This is a genomic window from Psychrobacter sp. bablab_jr014, from assembly GCF_016464015.1.
Taxonomy (GTDB): Bacteria; Pseudomonadota; Gammaproteobacteria; order Pseudomonadales; family Moraxellaceae; genus Psychrobacter.
Window position 1 is genome coordinate 18,433 of record NZ_JACDXT010000035.1, and the last position, 25,366, is coordinate 43,798.

22 protein-coding genes and 1 other RNA gene are annotated in these 25,366 nt (G+C 46.2%); 15 read left to right on the top strand and 8 right to left on the bottom strand.

Features of this window, described 5'->3' with window-relative positions; all coding sequences use genetic code 11:
• The first annotated feature begins 196 nt into the window (after positions 1-196).
• Positions 197-1,345, top strand: a complete 1,149-nt coding sequence (gene prmB / locus JIE71_RS08770) for a 50S ribosomal protein L3 N(5)-glutamine methyltransferase (RefSeq protein WP_199508335.1) — start codon at positions 197-199, stop codon at positions 1,343-1,345.
• Between the two features lie 161 nt (positions 1,346-1,506).
• Positions 1,507-2,607: a chorismate synthase gene (gene aroC / locus JIE71_RS08775; protein WP_199508336.1), complete on the top strand. Its 1,101-nt coding sequence runs from the start codon at positions 1,507-1,509 to the stop codon at positions 2,605-2,607.
• Positions 2,608-2,706: 99 nt separating this feature from the next.
• Here the strand turns inward: aroC and JIE71_RS08780 are convergent, their stop codons facing one another.
• From JIE71_RS08780 to JIE71_RS08790, 3 genes are all read right to left on the bottom strand, one after another.
• Complete coding sequence (locus tag JIE71_RS08780) at positions 2,707-2,910, bottom strand: hypothetical protein (RefSeq protein ID WP_199508337.1); 204 nt, start codon at positions 2,908-2,910, stop codon at positions 2,707-2,709.
• Positions 2,911-3,039: 129 nt separating this feature from the next.
• On the bottom strand, positions 3,040-4,731 hold the full coding sequence (gene creC, locus JIE71_RS08785; protein WP_199508338.1) for a two-component system sensor histidine kinase CreC: 1,692 nt from the start codon (positions 4,729-4,731) through the stop codon (positions 3,040-3,042).
• Positions 4,732-4,793: 62 nt separating this feature from the next.
• The gene (locus JIE71_RS08790; protein WP_199508339.1) at positions 4,794-5,567 is read right to left on the bottom strand and encodes a response regulator; all 774 of its coding nucleotides are present in this window, start codon (positions 5,565-5,567) and stop codon (positions 4,794-4,796) included.
• A gap of 215 nt (positions 5,568-5,782) precedes the next feature.
• Between JIE71_RS08790 and JIE71_RS08795 the strand changes: the two genes are divergently transcribed.
• From JIE71_RS08795 to JIE71_RS08845, 11 genes are all read left to right on the top strand, one after another.
• Positions 5,783-6,454 (top strand): alpha/beta hydrolase, encoded by a 672-nt coding sequence (locus JIE71_RS08795; RefSeq protein WP_199508340.1) that lies wholly within the window; start codon positions 5,783-5,785, stop codon positions 6,452-6,454.
• Positions 6,455-6,558: 104 nt separating this feature from the next.
• Positions 6,559-6,917, top strand: a transfer-messenger RNA (tmRNA) gene (ssrA, locus tag JIE71_RS08800).
• 164 nt (positions 6,918-7,081) lie between these two features.
• A complete protein-coding gene (locus JIE71_RS08805; protein WP_199508341.1) occupies positions 7,082-8,323 on the top strand; it encodes a tyrosine-type recombinase/integrase in 1,242 nt (413 codons plus the stop codon).
• A gap of 149 nt (positions 8,324-8,472) precedes the next feature.
• Positions 8,473-9,840, top strand: a complete 1,368-nt coding sequence (locus tag JIE71_RS08810; RefSeq protein WP_199508342.1) for a hypothetical protein — start codon at positions 8,473-8,475, stop codon at positions 9,838-9,840.
• Positions 9,841-9,980: 140 nt separating this feature from the next.
• Complete coding sequence (locus JIE71_RS08815) at positions 9,981-10,274, top strand: helix-turn-helix transcriptional regulator (protein ID WP_228284609.1); 294 nt, start codon at positions 9,981-9,983, stop codon at positions 10,272-10,274.
• A 3-nt stretch (positions 10,275-10,277) separates the two neighbouring features.
• Positions 10,278-10,538: a helix-turn-helix domain-containing protein gene (locus tag JIE71_RS08820; RefSeq protein ID WP_199508343.1), complete on the top strand. Its 261-nt coding sequence runs from the start codon at positions 10,278-10,280 to the stop codon at positions 10,536-10,538.
• Positions 10,535-11,068: a hypothetical protein gene (locus tag JIE71_RS08825; protein WP_199508344.1), complete on the top strand. Its 534-nt coding sequence runs from the start codon at positions 10,535-10,537 to the stop codon at positions 11,066-11,068. Before JIE71_RS08820 ends, JIE71_RS08825 begins: the two co-directional genes overlap by 4 nt.
• A complete protein-coding gene (locus tag JIE71_RS08830) occupies positions 11,061-11,642 on the top strand; it encodes a hypothetical protein (RefSeq protein ID WP_199508345.1) in 582 nt (193 codons plus the stop codon). Before JIE71_RS08825 ends, JIE71_RS08830 begins: the two co-directional genes overlap by 8 nt.
• A 107-nt stretch (positions 11,643-11,749) precedes the next feature.
• On the top strand, positions 11,750-13,867 hold the full coding sequence (locus JIE71_RS08835; protein ID WP_199508346.1) for a DUF3987 domain-containing protein: 2,118 nt from the start codon (positions 11,750-11,752) through the stop codon (positions 13,865-13,867).
• Positions 13,868-14,465: 598 nt separating this feature from the next.
• On the top strand, positions 14,466-15,053 hold the full coding sequence (locus JIE71_RS08840) for a hypothetical protein (RefSeq protein WP_199508347.1): 588 nt from the start codon (positions 14,466-14,468) through the stop codon (positions 15,051-15,053).
• A gap of 1,026 nt (positions 15,054-16,079) precedes the next feature.
• Positions 16,080-16,763: a DUF421 domain-containing protein gene (locus JIE71_RS08845; protein ID WP_199508348.1), complete on the top strand. Its 684-nt coding sequence runs from the start codon at positions 16,080-16,082 to the stop codon at positions 16,761-16,763.
• Positions 16,764-16,866: 103 nt separating this feature from the next.
• Here the strand turns inward: JIE71_RS08845 and rplI are convergent, their stop codons facing one another.
• The 5 genes from rplI to ppsA all read right to left on the bottom strand — a co-directional run bounded on the left by rplI (position 16,867) and on the right by ppsA (position 21,757).
• Positions 16,867-17,361, bottom strand: coding sequence for a 50S ribosomal protein L9 (gene rplI, locus JIE71_RS08850; protein ID WP_199508349.1), 495 nt, complete (start codon positions 17,359-17,361; stop codon positions 16,867-16,869).
• A gap of 24 nt (positions 17,362-17,385) precedes the next feature.
• Positions 17,386-17,613 (bottom strand): 30S ribosomal protein S18, encoded by a 228-nt coding sequence (gene rpsR / locus JIE71_RS08855; RefSeq protein ID WP_068404827.1) that lies wholly within the window; start codon positions 17,611-17,613, stop codon positions 17,386-17,388.
• Between the two features lie 16 nt (positions 17,614-17,629).
• Positions 17,630-18,016, bottom strand: coding sequence for a 30S ribosomal protein S6 (gene rpsF / locus JIE71_RS08860; RefSeq protein WP_199508350.1), 387 nt, complete (start codon positions 18,014-18,016; stop codon positions 17,630-17,632).
• A gap of 344 nt (positions 18,017-18,360) precedes the next feature.
• On the bottom strand, positions 18,361-19,269 hold the full coding sequence (locus JIE71_RS08865; protein WP_228284610.1) for an RDD family protein: 909 nt from the start codon (positions 19,267-19,269) through the stop codon (positions 18,361-18,363).
• A gap of 103 nt (positions 19,270-19,372) precedes the next feature.
• A complete protein-coding gene (gene ppsA, locus JIE71_RS08870) occupies positions 19,373-21,757 on the bottom strand; it encodes a phosphoenolpyruvate synthase (protein WP_199508351.1) in 2,385 nt (794 codons plus the stop codon).
• Positions 21,758-22,156: 399 nt separating this feature from the next.
• Between ppsA and JIE71_RS08875 the strand changes: the two genes are divergently transcribed.
• Positions 22,157-23,050 carry a pyruvate, water dikinase regulatory protein gene (locus tag JIE71_RS08875; protein WP_199508352.1) on the top strand — a complete coding sequence of 298 codons (894 nt, stop codon included), beginning with the start codon at positions 22,157-22,159 and terminating at the stop codon, positions 23,048-23,050.
• A 403-nt stretch (positions 23,051-23,453) separates the two neighbouring features.
• Positions 23,454-24,932 (top strand): Si-specific NAD(P)(+) transhydrogenase, encoded by a 1,479-nt coding sequence (gene sthA, locus JIE71_RS08880; protein ID WP_199508357.1) that lies wholly within the window; start codon positions 23,454-23,456, stop codon positions 24,930-24,932.
• The last annotated feature ends 434 nt before the right edge of the window (positions 24,933-25,366 follow it).

The window sequence follows — 25,366 nt, forward strand, 5'->3', positions numbered from 1 at the left end:
TCTTAAAATAAGTATAAAATTGGCAAACGTATTGTTAATAATAAGAAAAAAATGTCAATAGCCGTTATGGTAGAAAAACAGATAAACCGCATAGTAATTGGCGCGCTTCATGGTTTACGTCTATAATGCGCATATTACTATTTTATTTATTCGTATTTGTGCGCCCACCACAGCCACATTCGACAAAAGGTGCGATATGTCAGAACATGAGACCATGAGCGCAGAAGCGTTTCAAGACCAATATTTTGATGGCGATGAAGGCTTTGATGAAGGTCTAATCGGTGAAGATGCCGAGTTTGCCACGCTACGTGCTGAGCTGGATGAGGCGCGCGAGCAGCTGTTTAGCATTCGTGACTTTATTCGTTTTGCGGTGACTCAGTTGCGTCAATACGATGTGGTGGTCGCGCAAGGGACGACGGATGAGTTTGCCGAAGCTGCCGCAATTGTGCTGCATAGCCTGTCGCTTGATTGGTCAGCCGATGAGCAGGTATTGGATTGCCGTTTGACGATGTCTGAAAAACAGGCGGTATTGGGTCTGCTTGAAGAGCGTATTGCCGAGCGTAAGCCGCTAAGCTATCTGATTAACTTGGCCTATTTCTGTGACTTGCCATTTTATGTGGATGAGCGCGTACTGATTCCTCGCTCGCCAATTGCGGAGCTGATTCGTCAGCAGTTTTATCCGTATTTTGATGTCAATGAATTTGCCAAGCCTATTGGTAAAGCGACGGGTAAGCAAGGCGCAAGCTTTTTTGATCATGGTTTGGAGTTAAAGCAGCTGTCACAGCCTGAGCGTATTTTGGACTTGTGTACAGGCTCTGGCTGTATCGCAATTGCACTGGCGACACGCTTTGTCGATGCGATGGTCGATGCTGCTGATATTGACAAAGGCGCGCTAGAAGTGGCGGGCGTCAACGTCGAGCATCACGAGCTGAATCATCAAATTAATGTGATTGAGTCGGACTTATTCGCTAAAATTCCTGCTGAACATCAATACGAGCTTATCGTTACCAATCCGCCGTATGTCGATGCGGCCATCATGGCAGATTTGCCGCCTGAATTTTTATATGAGCCTGAGCACGCGCTTGCCGCAGGTCAAGATGGCTTGACGCTGGTGCATCGCATCTTGCACGATGCGCCTGACTATTTAAGTCCTGAAGGCTTGCTGGTCTGTGAAGTGGGCGACAGTGAGTGGGCGCTATCGCAAGCTTATCCTGAGATTCAGTTTGATTGGCTCAAATTCGCGCACGGCGGGCATGGTATCTTTGCCATCACTTATGCTGAGCTGATGGAACACCGCGAATTGTTCGCGCATCAAGTGGCACTGCTTGAGCAAAACGGCTTATAGGCCAATAAAAAAACGCTGTCGCTAAAAGGCTGACAGCGTTTTTTATCTGCATGGTTTGAACGGTACTCATTTTAAATGCACTATTTGCGTTTATACATTGCGTTCATATTTGAATATTTAAAAAAATTTAACTTATTGATTGTAAAGGGCTAGGGACGACTATGGCAGGCAATACTATCGGGCAGCTGTTTACGGTGACCACCTGTGGCGAGTCACATGGCGCAGGATTGATGGCAATCGTCGATGGCGTGCCACCAGGCATGAGTTTGTGTGCAGAAGACTTGCAAACTGATTTGGACCGCCGCAAACCAGGCACATCAAAATACGCGACCCAGCGCCGCGAAGATGATGTGGTGGAGATTATCTCAGGCGTGTTTGAGGGCAAAACCACAGGCACCCCGATTGGGCTATTGATTCGTAACACCAACCAAAAATCAAAAGACTATAGCGAGATTAAAGACACCTTTCGTCCAGGTCACGCCGACTATACCTATAGTATGAAGTATGGTTTTCGCGACTATCGCGGCGGCGGGCGCTCATCGGCGCGTGAAACTGCCATGCGTGTGGCAGCAGGGGCAATCGCCAAAAAATACCTGCTAGAGCGTCTAGGCGTTCAAGTGCGCGGTCACGTAACCCAAATCGGTAATGCGTACAGCAAAGTCACGGATCCCAGCCAAATCGATTGGGACTTTGTGAATAGCAATCCGTTCTTTTGTGCGGATAAAGACGCGATTGGCGACTTTGAAGCCTTGATTGATAACCTACGCCGTGAAGGCACAAGCTGCGGCGCGAAATTAGATATTATCGCAAGTAACGTGCCTGTGGGTCTTGGCGAGCCTGTCTTTGACCGCTTGGACGCGGACATTGCTCACGCCATGATGAGCATCAATGCGGTAAAAGGTGTTGAAATTGGTGATGGTATGGCAGTCGCAGGTCAGTTCGGACACACCAGTCGTGATGAGTTAACGCCAGAGGGCTTTACGGCCAATCACGCAGGCGGTATCTTAGGCGGGATTTCTTCAGGGCAAGACATTTGCGTCAGTATCGCGCTTAAGCCAACCTCAAGCATCACTACGGCAGGCAAGAGCATCAATACGGACGGTCAAGCCATTGATATGTTGACCAAAGGGCGTCACGATCCTTGCGTCGGCGTGCGTGCCACACCGATTGCCGAAGCCATGCTGGCGATGGTGTTGCTCGATCATTACTTACGCCACCGTGCTCAAAATGCCGATGTGCAGCAGCCTGTAGTGCCAATCTAATCATGGTTGAACGCTGATTGATTTGATAGTAAAGAGACAGGAATGCCCAAAGCCACACGGTTTTGGGCGTTTTTTTGCACCTGTATTATAAAGATATGCTTATAACGTCGGACAGCGGTCAACCGCGACACAGTGCTGATGGCGAAAGACCAGCAAGGTTTTTAAACTGGGAATCAGCAGCCAATGCCCAAAGTCCACGCTGTCAATCAGCGCGCCATGTAACTGCTGTTGGCAATGTTGGCGCGTCATACCAACAAAGCGGGCGATGGGCGGCAGCGCGCTGGATACAGATAGAGGATGCATGACGTTTCCTTAATACGATAATGAGGTATCTAAGGTAATGCGCTAATGTCCAAATACAGTGCAAAGGCGATGAAAAGTTAATGAATCTTCATGGTCTTTTTTGAGTTTTAAGGGTAGCGGGCGGCTCACTTATTCGCTGGGAGCAGGGATGGTCGGCAGCCATAAACGTAAGGCAACGCCTGTAAAGTTTGAAGTGCTCTTGTTATCATTGTCATCTGTCATATCGCGGTGAATATTGTGCATTGCCACGCCGCCGCCATGATGCTCGATGACTTGCTTAACCAAGGTTAAGCCCAGCCCTGTACCTTTTTTATGCGTGCTGGCACGTGTGGCGCTGGTATCACTGGTGGCGCTCTCCATACTTTGGCGCGATAGGCTAAAGTAGCGGTTAAAGACTTTGTCCAGCGCATACTCAGGCAGCAGCTTGCCATCATTGATAATCTCTAGCTGTAGCTGATTATCGTGATGATACAGCTGTATCTGTACTGAGGTTGCCGCAAAATATAGCGCATTGTCCAAAATATTTTGTAGCGCTTGCACCAACCAAAATCTATCGGCAAAGATATAAATCGGTGTATCAGTGACTATGTCCGCGTCAGGTATGCCGTTAATAAGAATAGCAATCGGCGCAAGGCCGCTTTGTTGCAGCTTGACGCTATTGTCATTTAGCAGCCTGCGTAATAGAGCAATAATATCAATCGGCTGGCGATTTAGGCGAAAGCTCGGCTGCTCAACCGCGGCTAATAGCAATAGCCTGTCAATCAGCTGCTGCATCTTAATCGATTGCTCGCCAATGGTTTGGCTTAGCATATGGCGGTCTTCGATATCGAGCGCCTCATCCTCTAAAAGCTCACTGCTGGCGCGAATGGCGGTTAGCGGACTTTTTAGCTCGTGCGTGAGGGTATGCACATAGTCACTGACGTAAGCGCGATTCTCCAAACGATGTTTCATGCTCTCAATCGTATCGGTCAAGCTGTTCAACTCGCGCCCAAGATAAAAGTACGGCTTTTGCCTGTCTTCTGCCAAAGCGCGGGTATAGTGAGTGACAAGGGTAATACTTTGCTTGAGCCACCATGCCACCAGTCCTGCCAATATCAATGCCGCGCCTGTCATAAGTAGCGCGGTCGCAAGCATCCGCTGACGAGTGGCGCTGAGATAAGGTAGTACGCTGGCAACAGGCTTGCCCACACTGACCACACCAATGATAGTGCCTGCTGGGTTTTTAATCGGCTGCGCCACGTACATCACCGCGTCATCGCTATAGGTCGGCTGCACCGTACTGCGTGCGCCATATTCTCCGCGTAAGGTTAGATACACATCATTCCAGCGGCTATAATCCTCGGTTTCGGCATTGTCAGGCGCAGGCTGTGAGTCGTACACGACTTTGCCTGCTGCATCAGTCACATACACGCGAAAGCTCGCTACAGAGTCATCGCCCACGATACCATTGATATTTTTTTGCGTGCCATAGCGATGCTGCAAGGATTCATCGAGTTGCCGCTGATAGTCTTCATCGTACAGGCGTTTGGACACTAAAGGCTGCTGCAAAGTCGCAGCGAGCAGGGTACTGGTATCGGCAAGCGTGTCCTCAATCACCTGATGCGCGGTGGGTTTGATATAACCAAAAAGTTGACTGAATGCCACCACCCCGCATAGCAGCAACACCAGCGCTACTGCCAGCCAAATACGAAAAAAAATACTAAGATTCAGTGGGCGCTTTGGCATATCATGCGCAAGCGCTGTACCGATAGGATGCAATTTGGCATACCAATTACTGGTATTTCGAGCGTTTGGCTCAGGGGTGGGCGGCTGGCGCGTCATAGAATCGTTTACTTTGTTTTATCAGGCAAAATGATATCAGGGAAAAGTGGCGTGAACCCAGACTACGCTGGGCACAGCGCATAGCCCAAGCCGCGATGGGTGTAGATGACCTCGGTGCTGTCATCAATCTGTGCAAGCTGCTTACGGATGGACTTTACATGGCTGTCAATCGTGCGCGCGAGGCGGTGGTCAGGATAGTCGCTGATGGCACACAGCAGCTGCTCACGGCTAAAGACTTGATTGGGCGCTTGTAACAAGGTGAGTAATATTTTGCGCTCGGTATTGCTGAGATCCAGTTTTTGTTGTTGCCATAGCAGCGAATAATTGAGCGGCTGATAATGCCAAATGCCCGAACGACAATGAAAGGTCAAGGCTTGCTCGCTCATGGGTGAGGCGGGTAAATCGTCTGTGCTGCTGTCAACAGCGGCAGACTGGTGCTGACGCAGCAGCTGTTCCCGCCGCCAAATCGCCTTGATGCGTGCGACCAGCTCGCGTGGGCTAAAGGGCTTGGCGCAGTAATCATCGCCGCCCATCTCCAGTCCCAAGATGCGATCCACTTCCTCACTGCGTGCGGTCAAAAACACAATCGGTGCATCTTGCAAGCGCCCAATATCCGCACTATGGCGGATTTTTTGGCACAGGCTCAAGCCATCACCATCGGGCAAGCCCACATCTAAGATAATTGCTGATAGGCTGGTCGCAGCATCGGTGCGTAAAAAGTCCAGCACCGTACTGGCATTGTCCAGCCACGTCATCTGCCAGCCCTCACGCTTGCACGTGATGTTCAAAGAAGTTGCGATGGCAGGGTCGTCCTCGACCAATAAAATATGACTCATGCGGCTACAGCTCAGCTAAAGAAGATAGCAATTATCCTAGCACAAAAGCCGACTGCGCCCATGCTGAGCGTTGCTGATTTTGATGAAAAACGTATGAATCCTGCGCCAAATACCCCGCGCCACGAACGGTGAGTGATGTAGTATACTGGCGAGCGACGCACCAGATGGTGAAGAACATTTAAAACACAAAACTTAAAACACAAAAAGGAAATCGTATGAGTGACTACTTAGACTGCGTGATTACCGAACACAATCCAAAGAATGAAGCCATCAGCGCGGCAGTCATTTGGCTGCATGGACTGGGCGCTAGTGGACATGACTTTGAGCCTGTCGTACCGCAGCTTGGCTTGGATGGCTCGCGCGGGGTACGCTTTGTGTTTCCGCACGCGCCCAAGCGTCCTGTGACCGTCAACGGCGGCTATATTATGCCCGCATGGTACGATATTTTTGATATGAGCATCGAGCGTAAAATTGATACCGACCAAATCATGCATTCTGCCGAGCAAATCGGCGCGCTGATTGAGCGCGAGCTGGCAAACGGCATCGCAGCGGACAAGATTGTCATCGCAGGCTTTTCGCAAGGTGGCGCGGTTGCCTATCAAACCGCGCTCAGTTATCCTAAGCGCTTGGCAGGCTTGATGGCATTATCGACTTATTTTGCCACCGATAGCAGCATTGACTACAGCGCTGCCAATAGCGACTTGCCCATTTTGATTCAGCATGGCACGCACGACCCTGTCGTTCCTACCCAGCTTGGCGAGCGCGCTTATACGCTGCTAAAAGACAAGCAATATCCTGTCAATTATTTGACCTATCCGATGGCGCACCAAGTGTGCATGGCACAAATAGAAGATATCGGACAGTGGCTAAACCGCGTATTGGCGTAATCATATAGTGCATACGGTATAACAGGTATTGTTATTAAATGTAAGTATCTGTCTATGAAGGCTTGTCAGACAATATCATGCCAGATATAATATGCCGTTCTATTGGGGATGTTCTGGCTTCGACGCTGGTAACGAAACTCAATGATGCATGTCGAGAGAGTATGCCCTCTCGTTAATCAAGTATATAATGTAATAGTCGCAAACGACGAAACTTACGCTCTAGCAGCTTAAACCCTGCTTACTTAATTGCTGATTGCCTATAGTTGGTTAATTAAGTTGAAGCGCACGCATATAGGTTCGCCACAAGTGGTTGTCTCAACTGCTTGGGTTCAAACTTAGAGACTCGCCTAATCCATCCTGACTGTCGGATCGGTGCAGGTTAAAGCTAAAGACAGACCCTAAACATGTAGATTCATGAGCGTAGTATTGGCGGACGCGGGTTCAACTCCCGCCATCTCCACCAAATTCTAATTTAAGGCTGACCGTCATAGACCGTCAGCCTTTTATTTTGGGCGTTTTTCAGGTTTTTGGTATCGTTTAGGTGCATGGCGTTCTATATAGAATGTTGGTATTATTGTTGGTATTGAGCGTTACGACTCATCACAATACCAACAATAGGTAATCAAAATGCCGCTAACTCAGACCATCATTAATAAACTATCCCCCAGTGATACAGCGCTGCAAACAAAGCGACCTGACAAACACAGTGACGGCAACGGGCTGCAATTATGGGTGCGCTATACTGGCGTAAAGTCATGGATATGTGCCTATAGATGGCAGGGCAAGCAGCAGACTTTAACCATTGGCACAACTGACACCCTAAAGCTGCAACAAGCCCGCCAGCGCAATTTAGAGATTAAGCGCATGATTGCTGAGGGCATCGACCCAAAAGAGGATAAGAAGCAGCAGCAAGCTGAGCGTGACGGCTCACAGTCGTTCGATACCATCGCCCAAGCATGGTACAGCGAACGTAAAACCTATTTAGCCGCCAGTACCTTTAGCCGCAATTATTCTGCCTATATGCGCGATGTAAAGCCCGCTATCGGTCATAAGAATATCAATGATGTTACCCCGCCTGATGTGCTGGCTATTGGTAAAGCAATCGAGAAGCGAGGCGCATCTGACATGGCAAAGCGTACTATCAGAGAAATAGGGCAAGTCTTTAAATATGCCATACGCAACGGGCTTGCCATGCACAACCCCGCCACCGACTTAACCGAAGCCATTAAGCCACGCAAAGCAGGCAACCACGCCCGCATTACCAGCCAGCAGCTACCCAAGCTATTACAGGACATAGAAGCATACGGCGGTGATATGCTGGTCAAGCTGGGGCTGTGGTTTATGTGCTATACATTTGTGAGAACGCAAGAACTGCGCTTCATGGAATGGTCAGAGATAGACTATCAAGCGAACGTATGGCGCGTGCCAGCCGAAAAGATGAAAGCTAAGCGCTTGCATATCGTACCGCTATCACCGCAAGTATTGGCGATGTTAGAGCAAATCAAGGCGCTGGGCTTCTCAGATAAGTACGTCTTTTTTAACCCATCAACCCGCAAGCCTTACAGCTCACACGCTTTTCTTAACGCATTAAAACGTATGGGCTATCAAGGGCGCATGACAGGGCACGGATTCCGTGGACTTGCCAGCACCACGCTACATGAACAAGGCTTCATGCACGAGGCTATAGAGCTGCAATTAGCCCATGAAAAAGAAAACAAGATAAGCAAAGCCTACAACGGCGCACAGCACTTGCCCTACAGAACTAAGATGATGAACGAGTGGGCGAACTTCATTGATGATGCTTACGCTGGCAAGACAGATAACATTATCTATGCCAACTTTAAGCAGCAAACGCAAAAGCACGGATAGACGGAATATCAAGCACATTTGCCAAAAACTGGGCAAATAACGACCATGCAAGGCTAGGAGTAATTACCCGAACGACAGCCATTAACACACCTTTGGGCTGTCACCGCCTTGCACCTTTTTTCATATAAGGGTGTGTAAAGGTGTGGATTGTGAGTATCTTGATTGATGAGCTGGAAGCGCGAAAAAAAGACTATATTGTAGTAGCTGATGTAATAAACACAATGGCAGAAGCAACCAATAGCGCACCTGACGAGGTGGTCAAATATCTTAACGCCCACGATGTTGACGAGCATTTGACCACGTTTTATATGGGTGATGATTATAACTTTTATCAATATAATGGTTTCTTAGTCAACGTAGGTAACGATGCAAACACAACTTACTTTCGAATATCCGATGTATTGGCGTTTGAACCGATTACTAAGCATGGTATTTTTAAAGATGGTGGCAATGACAACCTTAACCCATATCAAAACAACCTTGAAGATGACTACCTAACTATAGATGAAGTCAAAACTAACCTTAATAGTAGAACTGGAGTTCTTTATAATTATGACAAGATAAGAGACTTAGCAAGAAAGAAAAAAATAACGCCTTGCTTCTATTTTAGTGGTTATGTTTGCAGGCTAATTAAAGATGGTTTAGGCGAGCTAATACCTTCTTTAATGGAAAACCCATACACAGAAATAATGACAGGTTATTTCACCTACAGATTGTTGGTTGAGCAAATTATTGGTAATGAAGACTATATAACTTTGCCAACCTATGAGTTGGGTAACGAGGTATTAATTTATAGGTTACTTGAAAAGCAGGGCAATACAAATATAGGTTACGGGGAAGGTTTAGCTTTGTTTGAGAGTAAGCCTTATGCTTTTAACGAGTATCAAAATAATAGAAATAAATTTAGTTGCATCGGTATTGATGAAATCAGGTTCTCAAAACGAGAACTGGACAGTTATATAGACTCAATGCAAGCAACTAGCGACAATCATTCTATTGAGCGCGTAAACTTAGATGAAAGCACTAGGCTGAAACAGGTAGAGAGTTTAAAAGCTAAGAATGATGAACTCAATGCTAGATTAGGTAAAGCTAGTAATATTTATAGACAGAATCAGCGCGAGATAAAAGAGCTGAAAGAAAAGAACGAACAAGCAGACAGTGAAAAAGCGGAACTTATCGAACAGTTGAATAAAGCCAAAGCTGAATTAGCAGACAAGCCAGCCGAATTAAAGCCGTTACAGGGTATTGCTAAACATAACGCTGGTAAAGCATACATTATTTCCACAAGCAAAGCGCTTGCTAGTTATATATGGAGCATGGACACCGAAAAAGCGATTAGAACGGGTGATATGGTGCAACAAGTAAGACACGTCATGCACAAGGTAGCGCCTGAATTATTACCTGATGACAAAGCTATAAGGGAATGGCTATCAAGCATTGCCCCAGACTATGCAAAGAAAAGCGGTAAACCCCCAAAAGATGCCCCTAGTGAAATATCCCTAATCATGAAAAAGTAATATCCCTAAACACGCAAAATCCCTGTTTATGTCAATAAACACAAGGCTTAGGGAATTTTCTTAATCTATTTCAATCCTTAACCTATCCGTATCGCAGCGCACCACCGCTGCCCAATGTGAACGATACGGAGAAGTTAAGCATGACACACCTACACGCACACCAGCCCGCCCCAGTGATTCCCTTTACTGGTAACGCACCAACCGATAACCAGCCCGTTACCGCGCATTCTGAGGCAATACAGATGCCGCTAACAGGTATGGGACGCGCTAAAGACATTTTGCCATTTCTACCCTTTTCTAAGACGACACTCTTTGAATGGTCAAAAGATGGGCGCTTTCCTGCCCCCGTCAAACTGTCCCCCACCATGACCGCATGGCGCTATGCAGACGTGCATAATTGGTTAAACAACCTTGCTACCAGCAGCGAGGTATAAGCCATGACAGCTAAGACGAATGCACAGCAGACAAAACAAACTTACTGCCAAATCATCATGGCGCACCTACTGGCTGGCAAGACCATCAGCACGTATCAGGCGTTTGAGGAATACCGCATTACCTGCCTTGCACAGCGTATCAGTGACTTACGCGCCAGCGGTGAACCCATCAAAAGTAAAATCGTTACCAGTGACAGCGGCAAACACTATGCAGAATATTGGATAGATGACGCTGAGCGCCTATCTAAGGGGGCAGCAGCATGAACAAGCACCAGCATACCCATATCACGCCAGCGCCCCAGCACGGGGCACACGGTGAGCCACAAGCACACACAAGCGGCATACTGTCTTACTTAGTGACCTTTGCCCTATGGCTGGGCATTGCCTCACTGGTATTTTTGCTCACTGCCTGCCAGCCTGCGCTTGTAAAACCGATTGCAGCAGATGGCACAAGCAGTTACTATATAGACCTCTCAAAAACACAAAGCGGACAGCCAATCCGTTATTCTTTGGCTTTTTTTGTGCCTGTCATTGGTAAGGACTCTCAATCCGTAACCAATAAAACAGACACAGCCCCACGCGCCTATAACAGCGCCACAAGGGGGCAAACCATCATATCTAAGGCAATCCCTTTGCCGACCGACTATGACGGGTTGACGCTGCAAAATACAACAGCCGAAAGGCGAATATGCGGGGCGGTAGCTTTGTGTACCGAGAGTAAGACCCGTCACCCTATATCTTTATGGTATAGCGTGGCACATACTCAAAAACACAAAGGAGGCAATCATGCCTAAGTCAATCAATATCACCGCCAACACCCAAACCATGACCAACCGCGCACCAGCCACATTTAAGGCAGGTGACAGCGTGCTATGCCCGTCTGTGGGCAGCGGTACTTATCAGCTATTCAACGATAAAGAATACGGCTGTTTAGGCTTTACCACCAATGGCAAAACCTATCACTATCGCACAGATGGCAAAGTAAGCCGCGATGACTGCCAGCCGTCACTATTCCACGACACGCCAGCCAATCGGCAAGCGGTTGCCACCTTGTTTAACATGGCAGGCACGCCCAGCCGTAAGGTGATTGACACCAGCGCTGATGATGACAAGGAAGTGATTGTCGTATCTGCCTTTGACCTCTCACATATCGCAGATGATATATACGGCGCAATCAATGTCATTGATGATATTGGTCACTTACTGGGGCTTATCCATTACAAAAAGATAGACGGTGAAGCCGCCAAGTCTATGGCACGCCTTGCCCATGATGCCACCTGTACATGGTCAAACCTACTTACTGACCAACTGAACAAACTAAACAACACCTTAGCAAAGACGCGCTTCGGTAAGGTGGGCGACCTATGAGCCGCCCATCTAGTAAATACAGCCGCAAGCACGCCAAGCGCAAACGCCATTACCAAAAGTATAAGGCAGCGCGTAAGCCCAACCAGTCACCAGCTAAGGGGGAATAGATGACCACCTCAACCCAAACAAACACCCACGAAAAAGCCCGCGCATTACGCGCAGGCTTTTTGGACGTACTTAACAGCTTTGACGATGCCCCACAGCAAGGGCAGACAGACAATATGCTAAGTGCATTACAAAGTATTTATGAGCTATCAGGCATACCGCGTAAGTTATTGCATATTGATAGAGATATTACCATAACATCAGGCGATGATGATACAGGCAAAAAACTACCGACAACGGGCATGGTAGGGCTGGTACTCAGTGACAACCAAGACACGCCCGCAAGCCTGATGTGCGTCACACCGAACAATCAGCAAAGACCCATTATTACCGACCGTGTGCAGCCGTCCGCGCTCGTTATTGGCGAGCTGAGCCATGACCGCGAATTGATAGCCGCGGATAACCTGCATGACGGTATTAAGCTGGCTAATGCTTTAATAGCCGATAACGTCACGGTATTGGTAAGCCCTGATGCTTCTATGTTTGCTGAAACAGTGAAGCACTTTGCCGAAGCCTATCCCGTGACTGTGCTTGTGACCGCCGACAAACAAAACAAGGTATGTAAGCCGCTGGCAGGTGCGAACGTCAAGGCGGTTATCACAGCAATAGACTGCCTGACGCACTTAGAGCAAGGGCTGAGCTATCAAGACATACTAAACGACCAAGACACGCACACACGCAACCTACAAGACGATATATGGGGCGAGCCTGAACCCTTAGCCAATGACCCAAGCCAGCCGACCGCATTCCCGATAGACGCATTCACAGGCTTGTTACGGCGTGTGGTTGAAGCGGTAAGCCACTATGCCCAAGTACCGCCAGCGATGGCAGGCTATTGCGTACTGGGCGCACTGGCACATATAGGGCAGCGCTTTATTGATGCACCGATGGGGCATGAACATAAGCCTGCCAGCCTAATTATTATCATTGAGGGCGAGAGTGGCAGCGGTAAGACTAAAACCATGAGCTTGACCCATGCCGCCATCAAAGACTATGAGCGTGTGCAGTATGAGCGCTATATTCAAGACCTTGACACATGGGAAGCCGATAAAGCCAGCCTAAGCGGTAAAGAGCTTGCCGAGTATCTAAACAACTACCCAAAGCCGCAGAACCCTAAGAGCTTGTTTGATGATGCCACTATTGAGCCGATACTCGATAGGTTTATCAGTAGACTGATGACCAGTGCTTCATGGACGACAGACGAAGCAGGGCAGTTTTTTAACGGTCACACGATGAAAGGGGACACCGCTGGCAATGCCTTGTCCGCATTAACCAAGCTATACAGTGACGGCGCGGTATCACGCTTGCGCTCGCAAAAGTCTGCCAACGCCATACCGCAAACCGATGCTTACAACGTGCGTATGACTTTACTGCTACAGGGGCAGCGCGTTGTCCTTGAACAAGCATTAACTGACCCACTCATGAATGGGCAAGGCTTTTTAGCCCGCGCCATGATTGCCTGCCCACCTGATTTACGCGGGCAGCGGGTATGGAATGATAGTAAGCGCAGGCAGGACAGCCCTTACAATGATAGCGCCTTACAAGCGTACTGGGAGCGCTGTAACAGCCTCTTAGACCCATCGCCCGCCAATCTACCAAGCGACAGCACAGGCACGCCCCAGCGCGTTAAGATGCAATGGGCAGCGGGCGCAGAGCAGGCATTCTATGACTATATGCAGCAGGTGGAGAACCGCCAAGCCAGCGGGCAGACGCTCGAATACCTAAGGGCGTATGCCTCACGTATGGCAGAGAATGCCAGCCGTATTGCATCACTGATGGCGTTCTTTGATGAGCGAAAGGCAATTACTAGCGATGACTTACAGCGGGCGTCTAAGCTGGTGGAATACTCAACCGCTGAGCGCTTGCGGTATCTCGATGCCAGCCCCACAGGTGAGCAGAACGACAGTGAGAAGTTAAGTAGCTGGCTAGTGGATAAGGCAAAGAATAAGCAGCCGCCAATATTAAACAAGTCTTTTATCACTCAAAACGCACCAAACGCGCTAAGAGGTAAAAAGCTGCATGGTCTGCTATCTGACCTAGAGAGCGCAGGACATATCAGAATGGAAACTGATGGGCGTAGGCGATTGGTATTAATCAACCCTAAGTTATTTGCCGCGTAGCTAATGATAGCTAAACCTTAGCTACCTAGAAAAGCCGCTAAACTTGCTAAACTTTATCCAGCCCTTGACTGGTAAGGGGTTTACCTTAGACAGCCACCTGCTAAGCATTGCTAAACTTGCTAAGTTTCCGCTAACTTTAGCTAAAGATTAGCAACTTTAGCAGGACGTTAGCAGGCTGCTAACTAAGCTCAAAGCCTTTATATATAAGGGTTGACGCAACTTTAGCAACTTTAGCGGGTTTTTTAGAGTATATGCGTTATATGGCTGAAGAACTTCTAAGAGCGGTAATCAATTATAGGTAACAACAAAATTAGCGTATTAGGTATATATTTCTATTATAAATAATTTTGCTTATATACGAATTGATGAAAATAGATTGTCAGTTAAAAATTTATATATAATGATTGCTCTAAATGATTAAAGTAAATTTGAGATATCAGCTAAAATCTGTTGAGATGGCTGCCTGCTTATCACCTTGTATCAGTAGAGTAGAGCAAGAAACGTATTACAGTGAATACACACCATAACCTAATGTTTTTTATAATGGAATATTACAAAGCATATGAGAGAAAGTATATCGACATACCAAGAGATTCTTGTGCTTCTTGAAGTGATAGATAAAGTAAATGAAAAAGGAAGCGAAGCTTATGAGGCATTATGCTTTGATAAATTTTCTGATATAAATATTTCCCTTGATGACGTATTTTATTATTTTAGTGAAGATGGTGTGTTGAGCTTTGATATGATTGGTGAAGATGGCTTTACACCAATTGTTATACTCGACACAACAGAAAATACAATGCCATATTTATTAGGAAAATTATCAGAGTTAGAGCGGGAACGTGCTGCATTGGATGCACGATTAACTGAAATTTTAACTTTTAATCCTAAATTGCTGTCTGATAACGTTAAGGCAACTCAATTAGAGCTAGATAAAGTAGATAATCTTATAAAGAATAATGAGTTGTTAGCAGCTATGAAACAACCTATTGATGATATCAGACGTCATTTTGCAAGTGTCAGTACGGTAGCTTCAAGCTATGAAGACATTTATAAAAATATTATCAAACCAGTTCAAGAGGAAGGGCGCGCAGGGGTAAGGGAAACAGTAAAGTGGGCGATTATTAGTATAGTTGTTTCCACCGTTATTTCATTAGTTCTAAGTAACTGGGACAAGTTATTTTAAAACTGTTTAGCAATTGCAAAGTAGAAAAGCAATATAGCTAGATAGATAGCAGTTAAAAGACTATGCTTATTTTGATTTACCTTGTGATACAAGAAGCAAAAAGCGAATGACGATGAAAACCGCGTAAACCTTTGTCAGTATTGGTATAGAGTAGATGACTATCAATAAAACTAGGGCGAGCTGTAAATGTAAATAGATGTCTCCATTTTTGGATATATCCTTGCTGGCATTCAACTGCCACCAATGGCGGAGGCTAAGCAAAACTACCACGCAAGATGCGCCCAGCTTTGGACTTATAAGATGCAGCAAAGCATCAAACGGGTATTTCTTGGTATAGATTAGTATAGGTCAGATTGGAAAATGCGGGCGCGTTAAGAGTCTAACTTTTAATTTCGCGGGCGTAAAAATGTGACTAGGGAGGCGGTCATCTATTCATAACCGTTTGAACTATGGCTTCACCCTCCCTCTATAGCCCACAGAACGGCAATAAAATGGCAATGCGTGCAGCATAGCGAATAACCACCAATGGCGGGAATTTAGGAGATAACCCCCAGTGGGGAGAATTAACGCGCACAAAACGCGCCATATTTGCACGCCTCAAAGCGGTATTAATCGAGCGCGCGCAGTCGTCACCAAATTAACCCCATGAAAGGGCGTTAAAAACTTCACACCCTGATGAATTGCGCTTATACTTGGCGAAAATGGGTAGTTTTAAAATAAATGTTGGTATTATAGTTGGTATTGAATAAATTTATTAAAAATATAACCAGCATAATCATATACTTGGATTAAATGTTTGGTTTCCGCCATCTCCACCAAATATATTAAATTAAGTCAGTCACTCAGGTGGCTGGCTTTTTTTATGGCGTACTGTTTGACACCTTTTTTGACAACTCTATGAGAAGTATCGCCTATATGTTATCCAACCTTATGCTTTTGTCTTAACCCGCATTGACGTAGCACTGGCTATGCGTTTTTTTATCTATTATAGTAATCTCCCTCACTATCTTCTTGGACGATAACGTTATGAGTCTGGCAGACATTTTTATTTATGACACCACATGGCCGTTCGTCGCTGAGATTGCGATACGTGTATCAGTGATGTTTGTCTTAATCATTGTATTTTTACGTTTTACGGGTAAACGCGGGGTACGTCAGCTGTCTATCTTTGAGCTGACCATTATTCTGTCACTCGGCTCTATCGCTGGCGATCCGATGTTTACCGAAGATTTGCCGATTGTCCAAGCGGTTATCATTATGAGCTTGGTAATTATGCTTTACCGCCTGTGTACATGGCTAATGATGCGCTATCAGCCGTTAGAGGATTTGTTAGAAGGGCGCTCGCTTTATATTATCGAAGATGGGATGCTGGTACTCGATAAAATCGAACAAGGCAAGATGTCGCACGATGAGTTTTTTTCCGAGATGCGTCAACAGGGTATTGAACATTTGGGACAAGTGCGGGTTGGGCTGTTAGAGACGGACGGCACGTTTAGCGTGTTGATGTTCGCAGATGAGGAAGTGCATTACGGCTTGCCATTATTTCCTAAAGCCTATCAAGCGGTCAAAGACATTGAGGTGCATCAGCATTATGCCTGTATGTATTGCGGACAAGTGGTACAAGGAGTAGTGGCGAAACAACCCTGTAACCGCTGTGAAGAAAAATCTATCGGCTGGGCAAAAGCGATCAATACCAAAGTCATACGCTAAACCATGTAGCATTATAAAAATGATAGGATAACTCTTAAGGTGCAAAAAAAAGAAAACCAGCATAAAGCTGGCTTTCTTATAACGCTCACACGATCAGAGATTACTATTCTGAATCGTCTTCTTCGCTTTCTTCTGCAAAGCTGTTGTCGCCATCTTCAGATAAGATAGTAACAAGGATGCTAGCAGTTACGTCGTGATGTAGCTGAATATCAACATTGTATTCGCCAACTTGACGTAGTGCGCCTTCAGGCAGCTTCACTTCAGAACGGTCAACTTCTAGACCAGAGCTGGTTAGTGCTTCAGCGATATCGCGAGTACCGATAGAGCCGAATAGCTTGCCTTCGTCGCCAGATTTAGCGCGCATGATGACATTTACGTCAGTCAATGCGTCAGCACGAGTCTGTGCAGCGCTTAGCTCAGCGGCTTCTTCTGCTTCAAGTTCAGCACGACGTGCTTCGAACTTTTCGATGTTAGCAGCAGTAGCTGGCAATGCTTTGCCTTGTGGGATTAGAAAGTTACGTCCGTAACCTGGTTTTACATCGACAGTTTCACCGAGCTTACCAAGGTTGACGATACGCTGTAACAAAATAACTTGCATGAGTCACTCCTAGATAAACGTCAATTACTGATGGTTGTCAGTATACGGTAGTAGCGCAAGGTAACGAGCTTGTTTGATAGCTGTTGCCAATTGACGCTGATATTTTGTAGAAGTACCAGTAATACGGCTTGGTACGATTTTGCCATTGTCACTGATGTACTGTTTTAGCAACTCAACATCTTTATAGTCGATGTGAGTGATGCCTTCAGCAGTGAAACGGCAGAATTTGCGACGGCGATAAAAACGTGCCATGAGTATTCTCCTTTAATTAGTCTTCACTGTTGTCGTCATTGTCGTTGTCTGAACGACGGTTAGCTTTACGTGCGCGCTTTTCATCGGCATTTTTAGCTAACTGAGACTCTTCAGTGATTGCCTCATCACGGCGGATAACTAGGCTACGAATGATCGCGTCATTGTAACGGAATAGTTCTTCAAGCTCTGCAAGCGTTTCGCCATCGGTTTCGATATTGAATAGGACGTAATGAGCTTTGTGAATTTTGTTGATTGGGTAAGCCAACTGACGACGACCCCAGTCTTCTAGACGGTGGATAGTGCCATTGTTGTCTTGAACCAACTTGATGTAGCGTTCAACCATGCCGACCACTTGGTCGCTTTGGTCTGGGTGTACGATTAACACCACTTCATAATGTCGCATAAGAGACTCCTTGCGGATTAGTCAGCTATCAACCCTATGTTGATAGCAAGGAGATTTATAAGGTAAGCTAAAATAGTGTCTATAAATAAATAGGCACAAAGGCTTAGTATATAAAGCGCCGTATTATAACAACTCTGATTAAGAAGTACAAAGCCAAAATGCACGATTAATGGTCTTAACGTAAAAAATATCCAAATACTGTACTTGGGCGTGTCCCCATTTAGTCATAAACGCTTGAATTAGGGACACGCCCTTATATGCCCTAAGACGCCTGCGTTAAAGTCTATAGGCACAAAAAAACAGTACCGAAGTACTGTTTTTGTCAAAAACCAATAAAGACAGAATTAGGCTTTTGGCGTCTTACCAAGCTGACGGTCATCGGCTTTTACGACCAAGGTATGTGCCAATTTATCATGCAATCCAATGTTTTTATCGTTTTTTGCTGCCATAAAATAATGTATGGCAATGACCGCAAAGCCTAGGAAGCTGGTAAAAGAAAACAACAGGTTGTATAGAATAAATAGAACAATGGTGCGCATCAGGACACGTTTGCCAAACGATGGCAACAAGTGCGTGGTTTGGTCCACTACGCGAATTCCTGTGATTAATTTACCTAATGACTGTCCGCGCAATACGATAAATAAGAACTGAATAGCGAGCAAGCCAAATACCATCGCTTGCGACATCATTAAGGTATTCTGCGGTATCTGCTCCATAAGCGTGACGGAATACTGATAAGCCGCATCAAAATTTTGTACATTTTGAAATTTGCTGTAATCAATATTAACCTTGGTTAACGCCATGAGTAGGGGGATAACCGCGAGAAGATACAATAAACCATTGATGGCTGTCGCGAGTACGCGTGACATGATGGGCGCGAGTACCACATCGCCAACGACTTTATCTGTGGCGGCAATGGGTTTGGCTTTATTAAGCGATACAGATTTAGGTTTGGCAGTACTTTTCGTGTCGGTAGCGCGGCTTTCAGGCTTACCATACAGTCTATTAACAGACAAATTATCATCTGCTGTACTTGTTGTGTGATTCGGTGTGGGTGCAGAGGCTTGTGTAGCAAAAGCAGGTTGGTAAAATGCTTGATTGCCTGTTACCTCACCAACGCGTCGCCATTCAGTAAAGCCTTCATGCCACATCAAATCATCAAGTTGTACCTCACCTGATGCAAGCATGATATTAAGCTGATCCAACGTGTATGGACCTGCCTGTACATTGTTTCGAGCCAGAAAAATTTGCATAAATCCCTACATGTTCAGTCTTATCTTAGGTCATTAAATGGGGTCTGTTTGTTAAGAAACAAGACAGACCCCAGTACCAAAGCGGCTTACTTATATAAGTGGCTTATTTTTCGCCTTCACCAGCCAAGAAGAACCAAGTATCCAGTACAGAGTCTGGGTTCAATGACACAGAGGTGATGCCTTGCTCCATGAGCCAATGGGCTAGATCTGGGTGATCTGATGGGCCTTGGCCACAGATACCGATGTATTTGCCTTGCTTGCGACAAGCAGCAATCGCCATTGATAGCAGTTTCTTAACCGCAGGATCACGCTCATCAAACAGATGCGAGATGATACCTGAGTCACGGTCCAGACCTAGGGTCAACTGGGTCAAATCGTTTGAACCGATTGAATAGCCATCGAAGTACTCTAGGAATTCTTCTGCCAATAGAGCGTTGGTTGGTAGCTCACACATCATGATGATACGTAGGCCATTTTGGCCGCGTTTTAGACCATTTTTCTCAAGCAGTTCGATGACTTGACGTGCTTCGTCAGTGGTACGAACGAATGGAATCATAATCTCAACGTTGGTCAGACCCATCTCGTCGCGAACGCGTTTTAGGGCTTTACACTCAAGTTCAAAGCAATCGCGGAAGTTTTCTGACACATAACGGCTGGCACCACGGAAGCCAAGCATTGGGTTTTCTTCTGATGGCTCGTACAATTTGCCGCCCAATAGGTTGGCGTATTCGTTCGACTTAAAGTCAGACATACGAACGATAACGGGCTGCTCTTTAAAGGCAACGGCTAGGGTTGAGATACCTTCAACCAATTTATCAACATAAAAATCTACTGGTGACGCGTAGCCTGCGATGCGCTCGCTGATGGCTTGTGACACTTCACGGGGTAGGCTGTTCATGTTCAATAGTGCTTTTGGATGCACGCCAATCATGCGGTTGATGATGAACTCAAGACGCGCAAGACCAACACCTTGGTTTGGCATTTGCGTGAACGAGAAGGCGCGATCAGGGTTACCGACGTTCATCATAATTTTGAACGCAAGATCTGGCATAGACTCGATAGAGTTGGTCTGTACTTCAAAGTCGAGCTGGCTCTCATAAATGAAGCCTGTATCGCCCTCGGCACAAGATACGGTTACGTCTTGACCGTCGCTTAGCAGTTCGGTGGCGTTACCACAGCCAACGATCGCAGGCACACCAAGCTCACGCGCGATGATAGCAGCGTGACAAGTACGGCCACCACGGTTGGTAATGATGGCAGAAGCGCGCTTCATTACTGGTTCCCAATCTGGGTCAGTCATGTCTGATACCAGTACGTCGCCTTCTTGAACCTTGTCCATCTCGTTTAGGTTGCTTACGATACGCACTTTACCTGCACCGATACGCTGACCAATTGAACGGCCTTCGCATAGGATTTTGGCATTGCTGGTGTCGATGATGTAGCGTTCCATAACGTTGCTGTCTTGGCGGCTCTTCACGGTTTCAGGACGTGCTTGAACGATGAAAAGCTCGCCAGTATCGCCATCTTTTGCCCACTCGATATCCATCGCGTGACCGTAGTGCTTTTCGATAGTCATGGCTTGTTTGGCAAGTTCAGTCAGCTCTTCAGTCGATAGTGAGAACTGCATACGGTCTTGCTTATCAACATCAACGGTTTTGACTGATTTGGCAGTGCTGCCTTCATCGCCATAGACCATTTTCTTATGCTTGCTGCCTAGGTTACGACGGATAACGGCAGGCTTGTTGTCGTTGATAAGGGCTTTAGATAGGTAGAATTCGTCAGGGTTTACCGCACCCTGTACGACCATTTCGCCGAGGCCATAGCTTGAGGTGATAAATACGACTTGGTCAAAACCACTTTCGGTATCTAGGGTAAACATAACGCCCGCTGCGCCAGTTTCTGAGCGAACCATACGCTGGATACCCGCTGATAGGGCAACACCTGCGTGCTCAAAACCTTTATGTACGCGATAAGAAATAGCGCGGTCGTTGTATAAAGAAGAAAAGACTTCTTTAATCGCAATCAATACGTTGTCGATACCACGGATGTTTAGGTACGTTTCTTGCTGACCTGCAAACGAAGCGTCTGGCAAATCTTCAGCAGTCGCTGACGAACGTACAGCAACAGCGATGTCTTCGCCGCCACTCATTTCTTCAAAGGCTTGACGAACTTCTTGTTCCAAATCTTTTGGCAGTTCTTGGTCGATAATCCACTGACGGATTTTCTTACCGGTTGCCGTCAAGGCATTAACATCATCAACGTCTAAAGCTTTAAGCTCGTCATTAATCTTGTCAAGCAGACCTGTTTCAGTCAAAAAGCGGTTAAACGCTTCGGCTGTGGTTGCAAAACCACCAGGAACGCTTACGCCCAAATCTGACAGATGGCTGATCATTTCACCCAGTGAGGCGTTTTTGCCGCCAACTCTGTCGATGTCATCTTTTCCTAGCTTATCAAGATTGATTACGAGTGCTGTAGATTGCGCTGTCATGATAACTCCGAAAAATAAGGTTATTTAGTAAGGATTATAAGGGCAGATTATACCGTTATAATTTTAGAATTTCGAGTAGAGAAACAAAAAACTTGCGAAAAATTGCCATCTTTTTTGTATCAATACGCATTTTGAGACACATCTTAGACATATTTTCTTAATGAAAACAGGGTTGGGGATAGAGGTAAAGAGATATGATCAAGACAAGAGAAGCGCTCAAACATAGATTTTTATTCATTCGGCAATATGCGTATAATGACAAATCGGCATCGCGCTTTAAGATCAGACGCACTTAGCGCGTGCCATGCATAACATCATAGGTAGGCGGTATAAGTGCTGCGCGTAGAGGTGCAGATTTTAATCCCATATTTTTTGTTGCTTGATATAGTGAGATTTTTTATGTACGCCAATGTTTCAGGGCAAGACAAGCCCACTATCCAAAACCGTCATGCACTGAGCCTAGACAATTCACAAGCCATCCGCAGTGCCTTTTTTATCTCAGATGGTACGGCCATTACTGCCGAGACACTTGGCCGCTCTATCCTAAGTCAGTTTGCTTCTGTCCCTTTTGAGACCCATGTCTTGCCGTATGTAGATACGCTAGAGCGTGCGCAAGACGCGGTTGAGCAAATTAACATGGCGTATCAACGCGATGGGTTATTGCCGCTCGTTTTTGATACTATCGTCAGTCCTGAAATACGCGAAAAAATCAATTCGGCAGACAGTTGCAATCTTGATATGTATGAAGGTTTGATTGGCCGTATTGCCGAAGAAACAGGCATCGAGCCTGATGGGCACTCAGGGCACGCGCATGATCACGTGGATTCTGAGACGTATAAAGCGCGTATTGATGCGGTGCATTTTGCGCTTGATAATGATGATGGGGCGCGTACGCGTCATTACAACATGGCAGATATTATTTTGGTTGGGGTGTCACGCTCAGGCAAGACGCCAACATCGCTGTATTTGGCCTTACAATTTGGTATTCGTGCCGCCAACTATCCGTTGACCGAAGACGACTTGTATGACAATCAGTTGCCAAAGGCACTACGCGAGCATAAAGACAAACTGTTTGGCCTCATGATTGATACCGATCGCTTGGTGCGTATCCGTCAAGAGCGCCGTGCAGGCAGCCGCTATTCAAGCTATCAGCAGTGTCAGCAGGAGCAGCGTGCTATTCAGGGTATTTATATCTCGCAAGGCATTCCAAATCTGGACGTGTCAGAGATGTCTGTGGAAGAGATTGCAACACGCATACTACAGATGACAGGACTAAAACGCCGTATTGGTTGATATTATAGAAGAGGTCATGCCACATTGAGTATGACCTCTTTTAATAAAGCACGCCCTAATATTGAACAAATAAATGCTATCTATTTAGTTATAAGAATATAGGCATGTACAATGCACTTCGATGTCAAGCAGGATATGGGCACCTAAGAGCGCCCATCATGCGCCAATGATGACGTACAGACATCTTTACTGTAGGCACTAAATTTACGCACAAAAAAGATAAGAGGACACGATGGTTAATAAACGCAAAGGCGATACCACCAACGATACGGGTACAGACACCAAAACCGAAGTATCGAACAAGGACGCAGGGAGCGCGCCGAACACGACCCCTGAAAAAACCCAAGATAAAAGTACGCAAGAAAAAATCGAACAAACGCATGAGCAAGTCACTGAAGACATCATGCACCATCCTGCCTTAGTCAGTCCGCTTGATGATAAGCGCATCGATATCAAATCAAACCTAACACGTGACTCACAGCGCCTAAAAGCCGACAGCCATCCTTATGACTATGACGCGGTTATCTTAGGTGCAGGCCCTGCGGGTGAAGCGGCGGCAATGAAGCTGTCAAAAGCGGGCAAAAAAGTTGCCGTAATTGATCCACGTGAGCAGGTTGGCGGTAACTGTACGCACGTCGGTACGATTCCAAGTAAAGCACTGCGTCAATCGGTATTCAACCTGATTAACTATCGCCGTGACCCCATGTTCACGCAAACGATGGACTATCAGCAAGTACCACTCAATAAGGTTTTGGCCAGTGCGCGTCAAGTCATTCGTCGTCAGGTCAACACGCATACCCGCTTTTATGAGCGCAATCAAGTTGAGGTGGTTCATGGTTGGGCAAGCTTCGTAGACGCGCATACGCTACGCATCGAGATTGATGATAACGCCTTTGAGCAGATTACCTTTAATAAAGCTATTATCACTGTCGGTAGTCGTCCGTACCGTCCTGAGATTCTAGACTTTGATCATCCACGTGTCTTTGATTCTGACAAAATCCTACAAATGGATTATACCGTTAAGAAAATCATCATCTATGGCGCTGGCGTGATCGGCTGTGAATATGCCTCTATCTTTACGGGTCTTGGCTATAAAGTGGATTTAATCAATAACAAAGACCAATTGCTCAGCTACTTAGATAGCGAAATTAGCGACGCCATCGCGCATGACTTTAGACAATTTGGCGTCCTTATCCGTAGTAATGAAGAGATTGATCATTTAGAGACCCACGATGACTGCGTGATTTTGCACTTAAAGAGTGGTAAGAAAATCAAATCAGACGCTATTTTGTGGTCGAATGGTCGCTCAGGCAATACCGAAGGTCTTAACCTAGAAGCGATCGGTCTAACCGCCAACAGCCGCGGTCAGCTACACGTTGATGACACTTATCGCACCGAAGTTGACCATATTTATGCTGCAGGTGACGTGATTGGTTGGCCATCGCTGGCTTCAGCGGCTTACGATCAAGGACGCTGTGCAGCCGCCTTTATGGTCGGTGACCGTGATGCCGAGCCTGTCTCCAGTGTACCGACAGGCATCTATACTATCCCTGAAATTTCAAGCATCGGTAAAACGGAGCAAGAGCTAACGGATGAAAAAGTGCCTTATGAAGTGGGTCAGGCATTCTTTAAGCACTTAGCACGCGCGCAAATCATTGGCGAGCGTAGTGGCGTGTTAAAAATTCTTTTCCATCGCGAGACATTAGAGATTCTGGGTATTCACTGCTATGGCAACCATGCCTCAGAGATTATCCACATCGGTCAGGCGGTTATGAAGTGTAATAACACCCTAGAGTACTTTGTAAATACGACCTTTAACTATCCAACGATGGCAGAAGCGTATCGTGTGGCCGCGCTCAATGGTCTCAACCGCGTGTTTTAGTTCTTCTTAATGGATAAAATCAAAAAAAGCGTCTGCACAAGGTCAGACGCTTTTTTTATGAACCTCTATTTTATGGTTGCTGATCGTTACTGTCTATGATGTTGTTGAGCAAGATGTCTGGCATGGCTACTAGGGCGTGTCTTCAATTGAAACGTCTATGACTAAATGATTTAGAAATGGCTAAATCTTCGGCAAACGGTGTCAAATAGCTGTTCAATATCTCGATATTATCTGCGCTATTTTCCTTGTTTGCCTTTAGGGCGTGTTGACCATTCGACCATGGCACTGACAGTGACTATTTTTTAGGCGATTCGAGGTTAAAAATAATAAGTTTAGTCATTCTAAGCGTTTATTTTTAACGATGAAGCGGCAAAAAAGAGTCCTGTCCCTGCGGGCTGATGCTAAAATTGCCCCATACTGCGTTGCAAATCTCG

What these genes read in the sequence shown, in the direction of transcription:
- prmB (WP_199508335.1), top strand. Translation starts at nt 197, where the DNA reads ATGTCAGAACATGAGACCATGAGCGCAGAAGCGTTTCAAGACCAATAT.
- aroC (WP_199508336.1), top strand. Translation starts at nt 1,507, where the DNA reads ATGGCAGGCAATACTATCGGGCAGCTGTTTACGGTGACCACCTGTGGC.
- JIE71_RS08780 (WP_199508337.1), bottom strand. Translation starts at nt 2,910, where the DNA reads ATGCATCCTCTATCTGTATCCAGCGCGCTGCCGCCCATCGCCCGCTTT.
- creC (WP_199508338.1), bottom strand. Translation starts at nt 4,731, where the DNA reads ATGACGCGCCAGCCGCCCACCCCTGAGCCAAACGCTCGAAATACCAGT.
- JIE71_RS08790 (WP_199508339.1), bottom strand. Translation starts at nt 5,567, where the DNA reads ATGAGTCATATTTTATTGGTCGAGGACGACCCTGCCATCGCAACTTCT.
- JIE71_RS08795 (WP_199508340.1), top strand. Translation starts at nt 5,783, where the DNA reads ATGAGTGACTACTTAGACTGCGTGATTACCGAACACAATCCAAAGAAT.
- JIE71_RS08805 (WP_199508341.1), top strand. Translation starts at nt 7,082, where the DNA reads ATGCCGCTAACTCAGACCATCATTAATAAACTATCCCCCAGTGATACA.
- JIE71_RS08815 (WP_228284609.1), top strand. Translation starts at nt 9,981, where the DNA reads ATGACACACCTACACGCACACCAGCCCGCCCCAGTGATTCCCTTTACT.
- JIE71_RS08820 (WP_199508343.1), top strand. Translation starts at nt 10,278, where the DNA reads ATGACAGCTAAGACGAATGCACAGCAGACAAAACAAACTTACTGCCAA.
- JIE71_RS08825 (WP_199508344.1), top strand. Translation starts at nt 10,535, where the DNA reads ATGAACAAGCACCAGCATACCCATATCACGCCAGCGCCCCAGCACGGG.
- JIE71_RS08830 (WP_199508345.1), top strand. Translation starts at nt 11,061, where the DNA reads ATGCCTAAGTCAATCAATATCACCGCCAACACCCAAACCATGACCAAC.
- JIE71_RS08835 (WP_199508346.1), top strand. Translation starts at nt 11,750, where the DNA reads ATGACCACCTCAACCCAAACAAACACCCACGAAAAAGCCCGCGCATTA.
- JIE71_RS08845 (WP_199508348.1), top strand. Translation starts at nt 16,080, where the DNA reads ATGAGTCTGGCAGACATTTTTATTTATGACACCACATGGCCGTTCGTC.
- rplI (WP_199508349.1), bottom strand. Translation starts at nt 17,361, where the DNA reads ATGCAAGTTATTTTGTTACAGCGTATCGTCAACCTTGGTAAGCTCGGT.
- rpsR (WP_068404827.1), bottom strand. Translation starts at nt 17,613, where the DNA reads ATGGCACGTTTTTATCGCCGTCGCAAATTCTGCCGTTTCACTGCTGAA.
- rpsF (WP_199508350.1), bottom strand. Translation starts at nt 18,016, where the DNA reads ATGCGACATTATGAAGTGGTGTTAATCGTACACCCAGACCAAAGCGAC.
- JIE71_RS08865 (WP_228284610.1), bottom strand. Translation starts at nt 19,269, where the DNA reads ATGCAAATTTTTCTGGCTCGAAACAATGTACAGGCAGGTCCATACACG.
- ppsA (WP_199508351.1), bottom strand. Translation starts at nt 21,757, where the DNA reads ATGACAGCGCAATCTACAGCACTCGTAATCAATCTTGATAAGCTAGGA.
- JIE71_RS08875 (WP_199508352.1), top strand. Translation starts at nt 22,157, where the DNA reads ATGTACGCCAATGTTTCAGGGCAAGACAAGCCCACTATCCAAAACCGT.
- sthA (WP_199508357.1), top strand. Translation starts at nt 23,454, where the DNA reads ATGCACCATCCTGCCTTAGTCAGTCCGCTTGATGATAAGCGCATCGAT.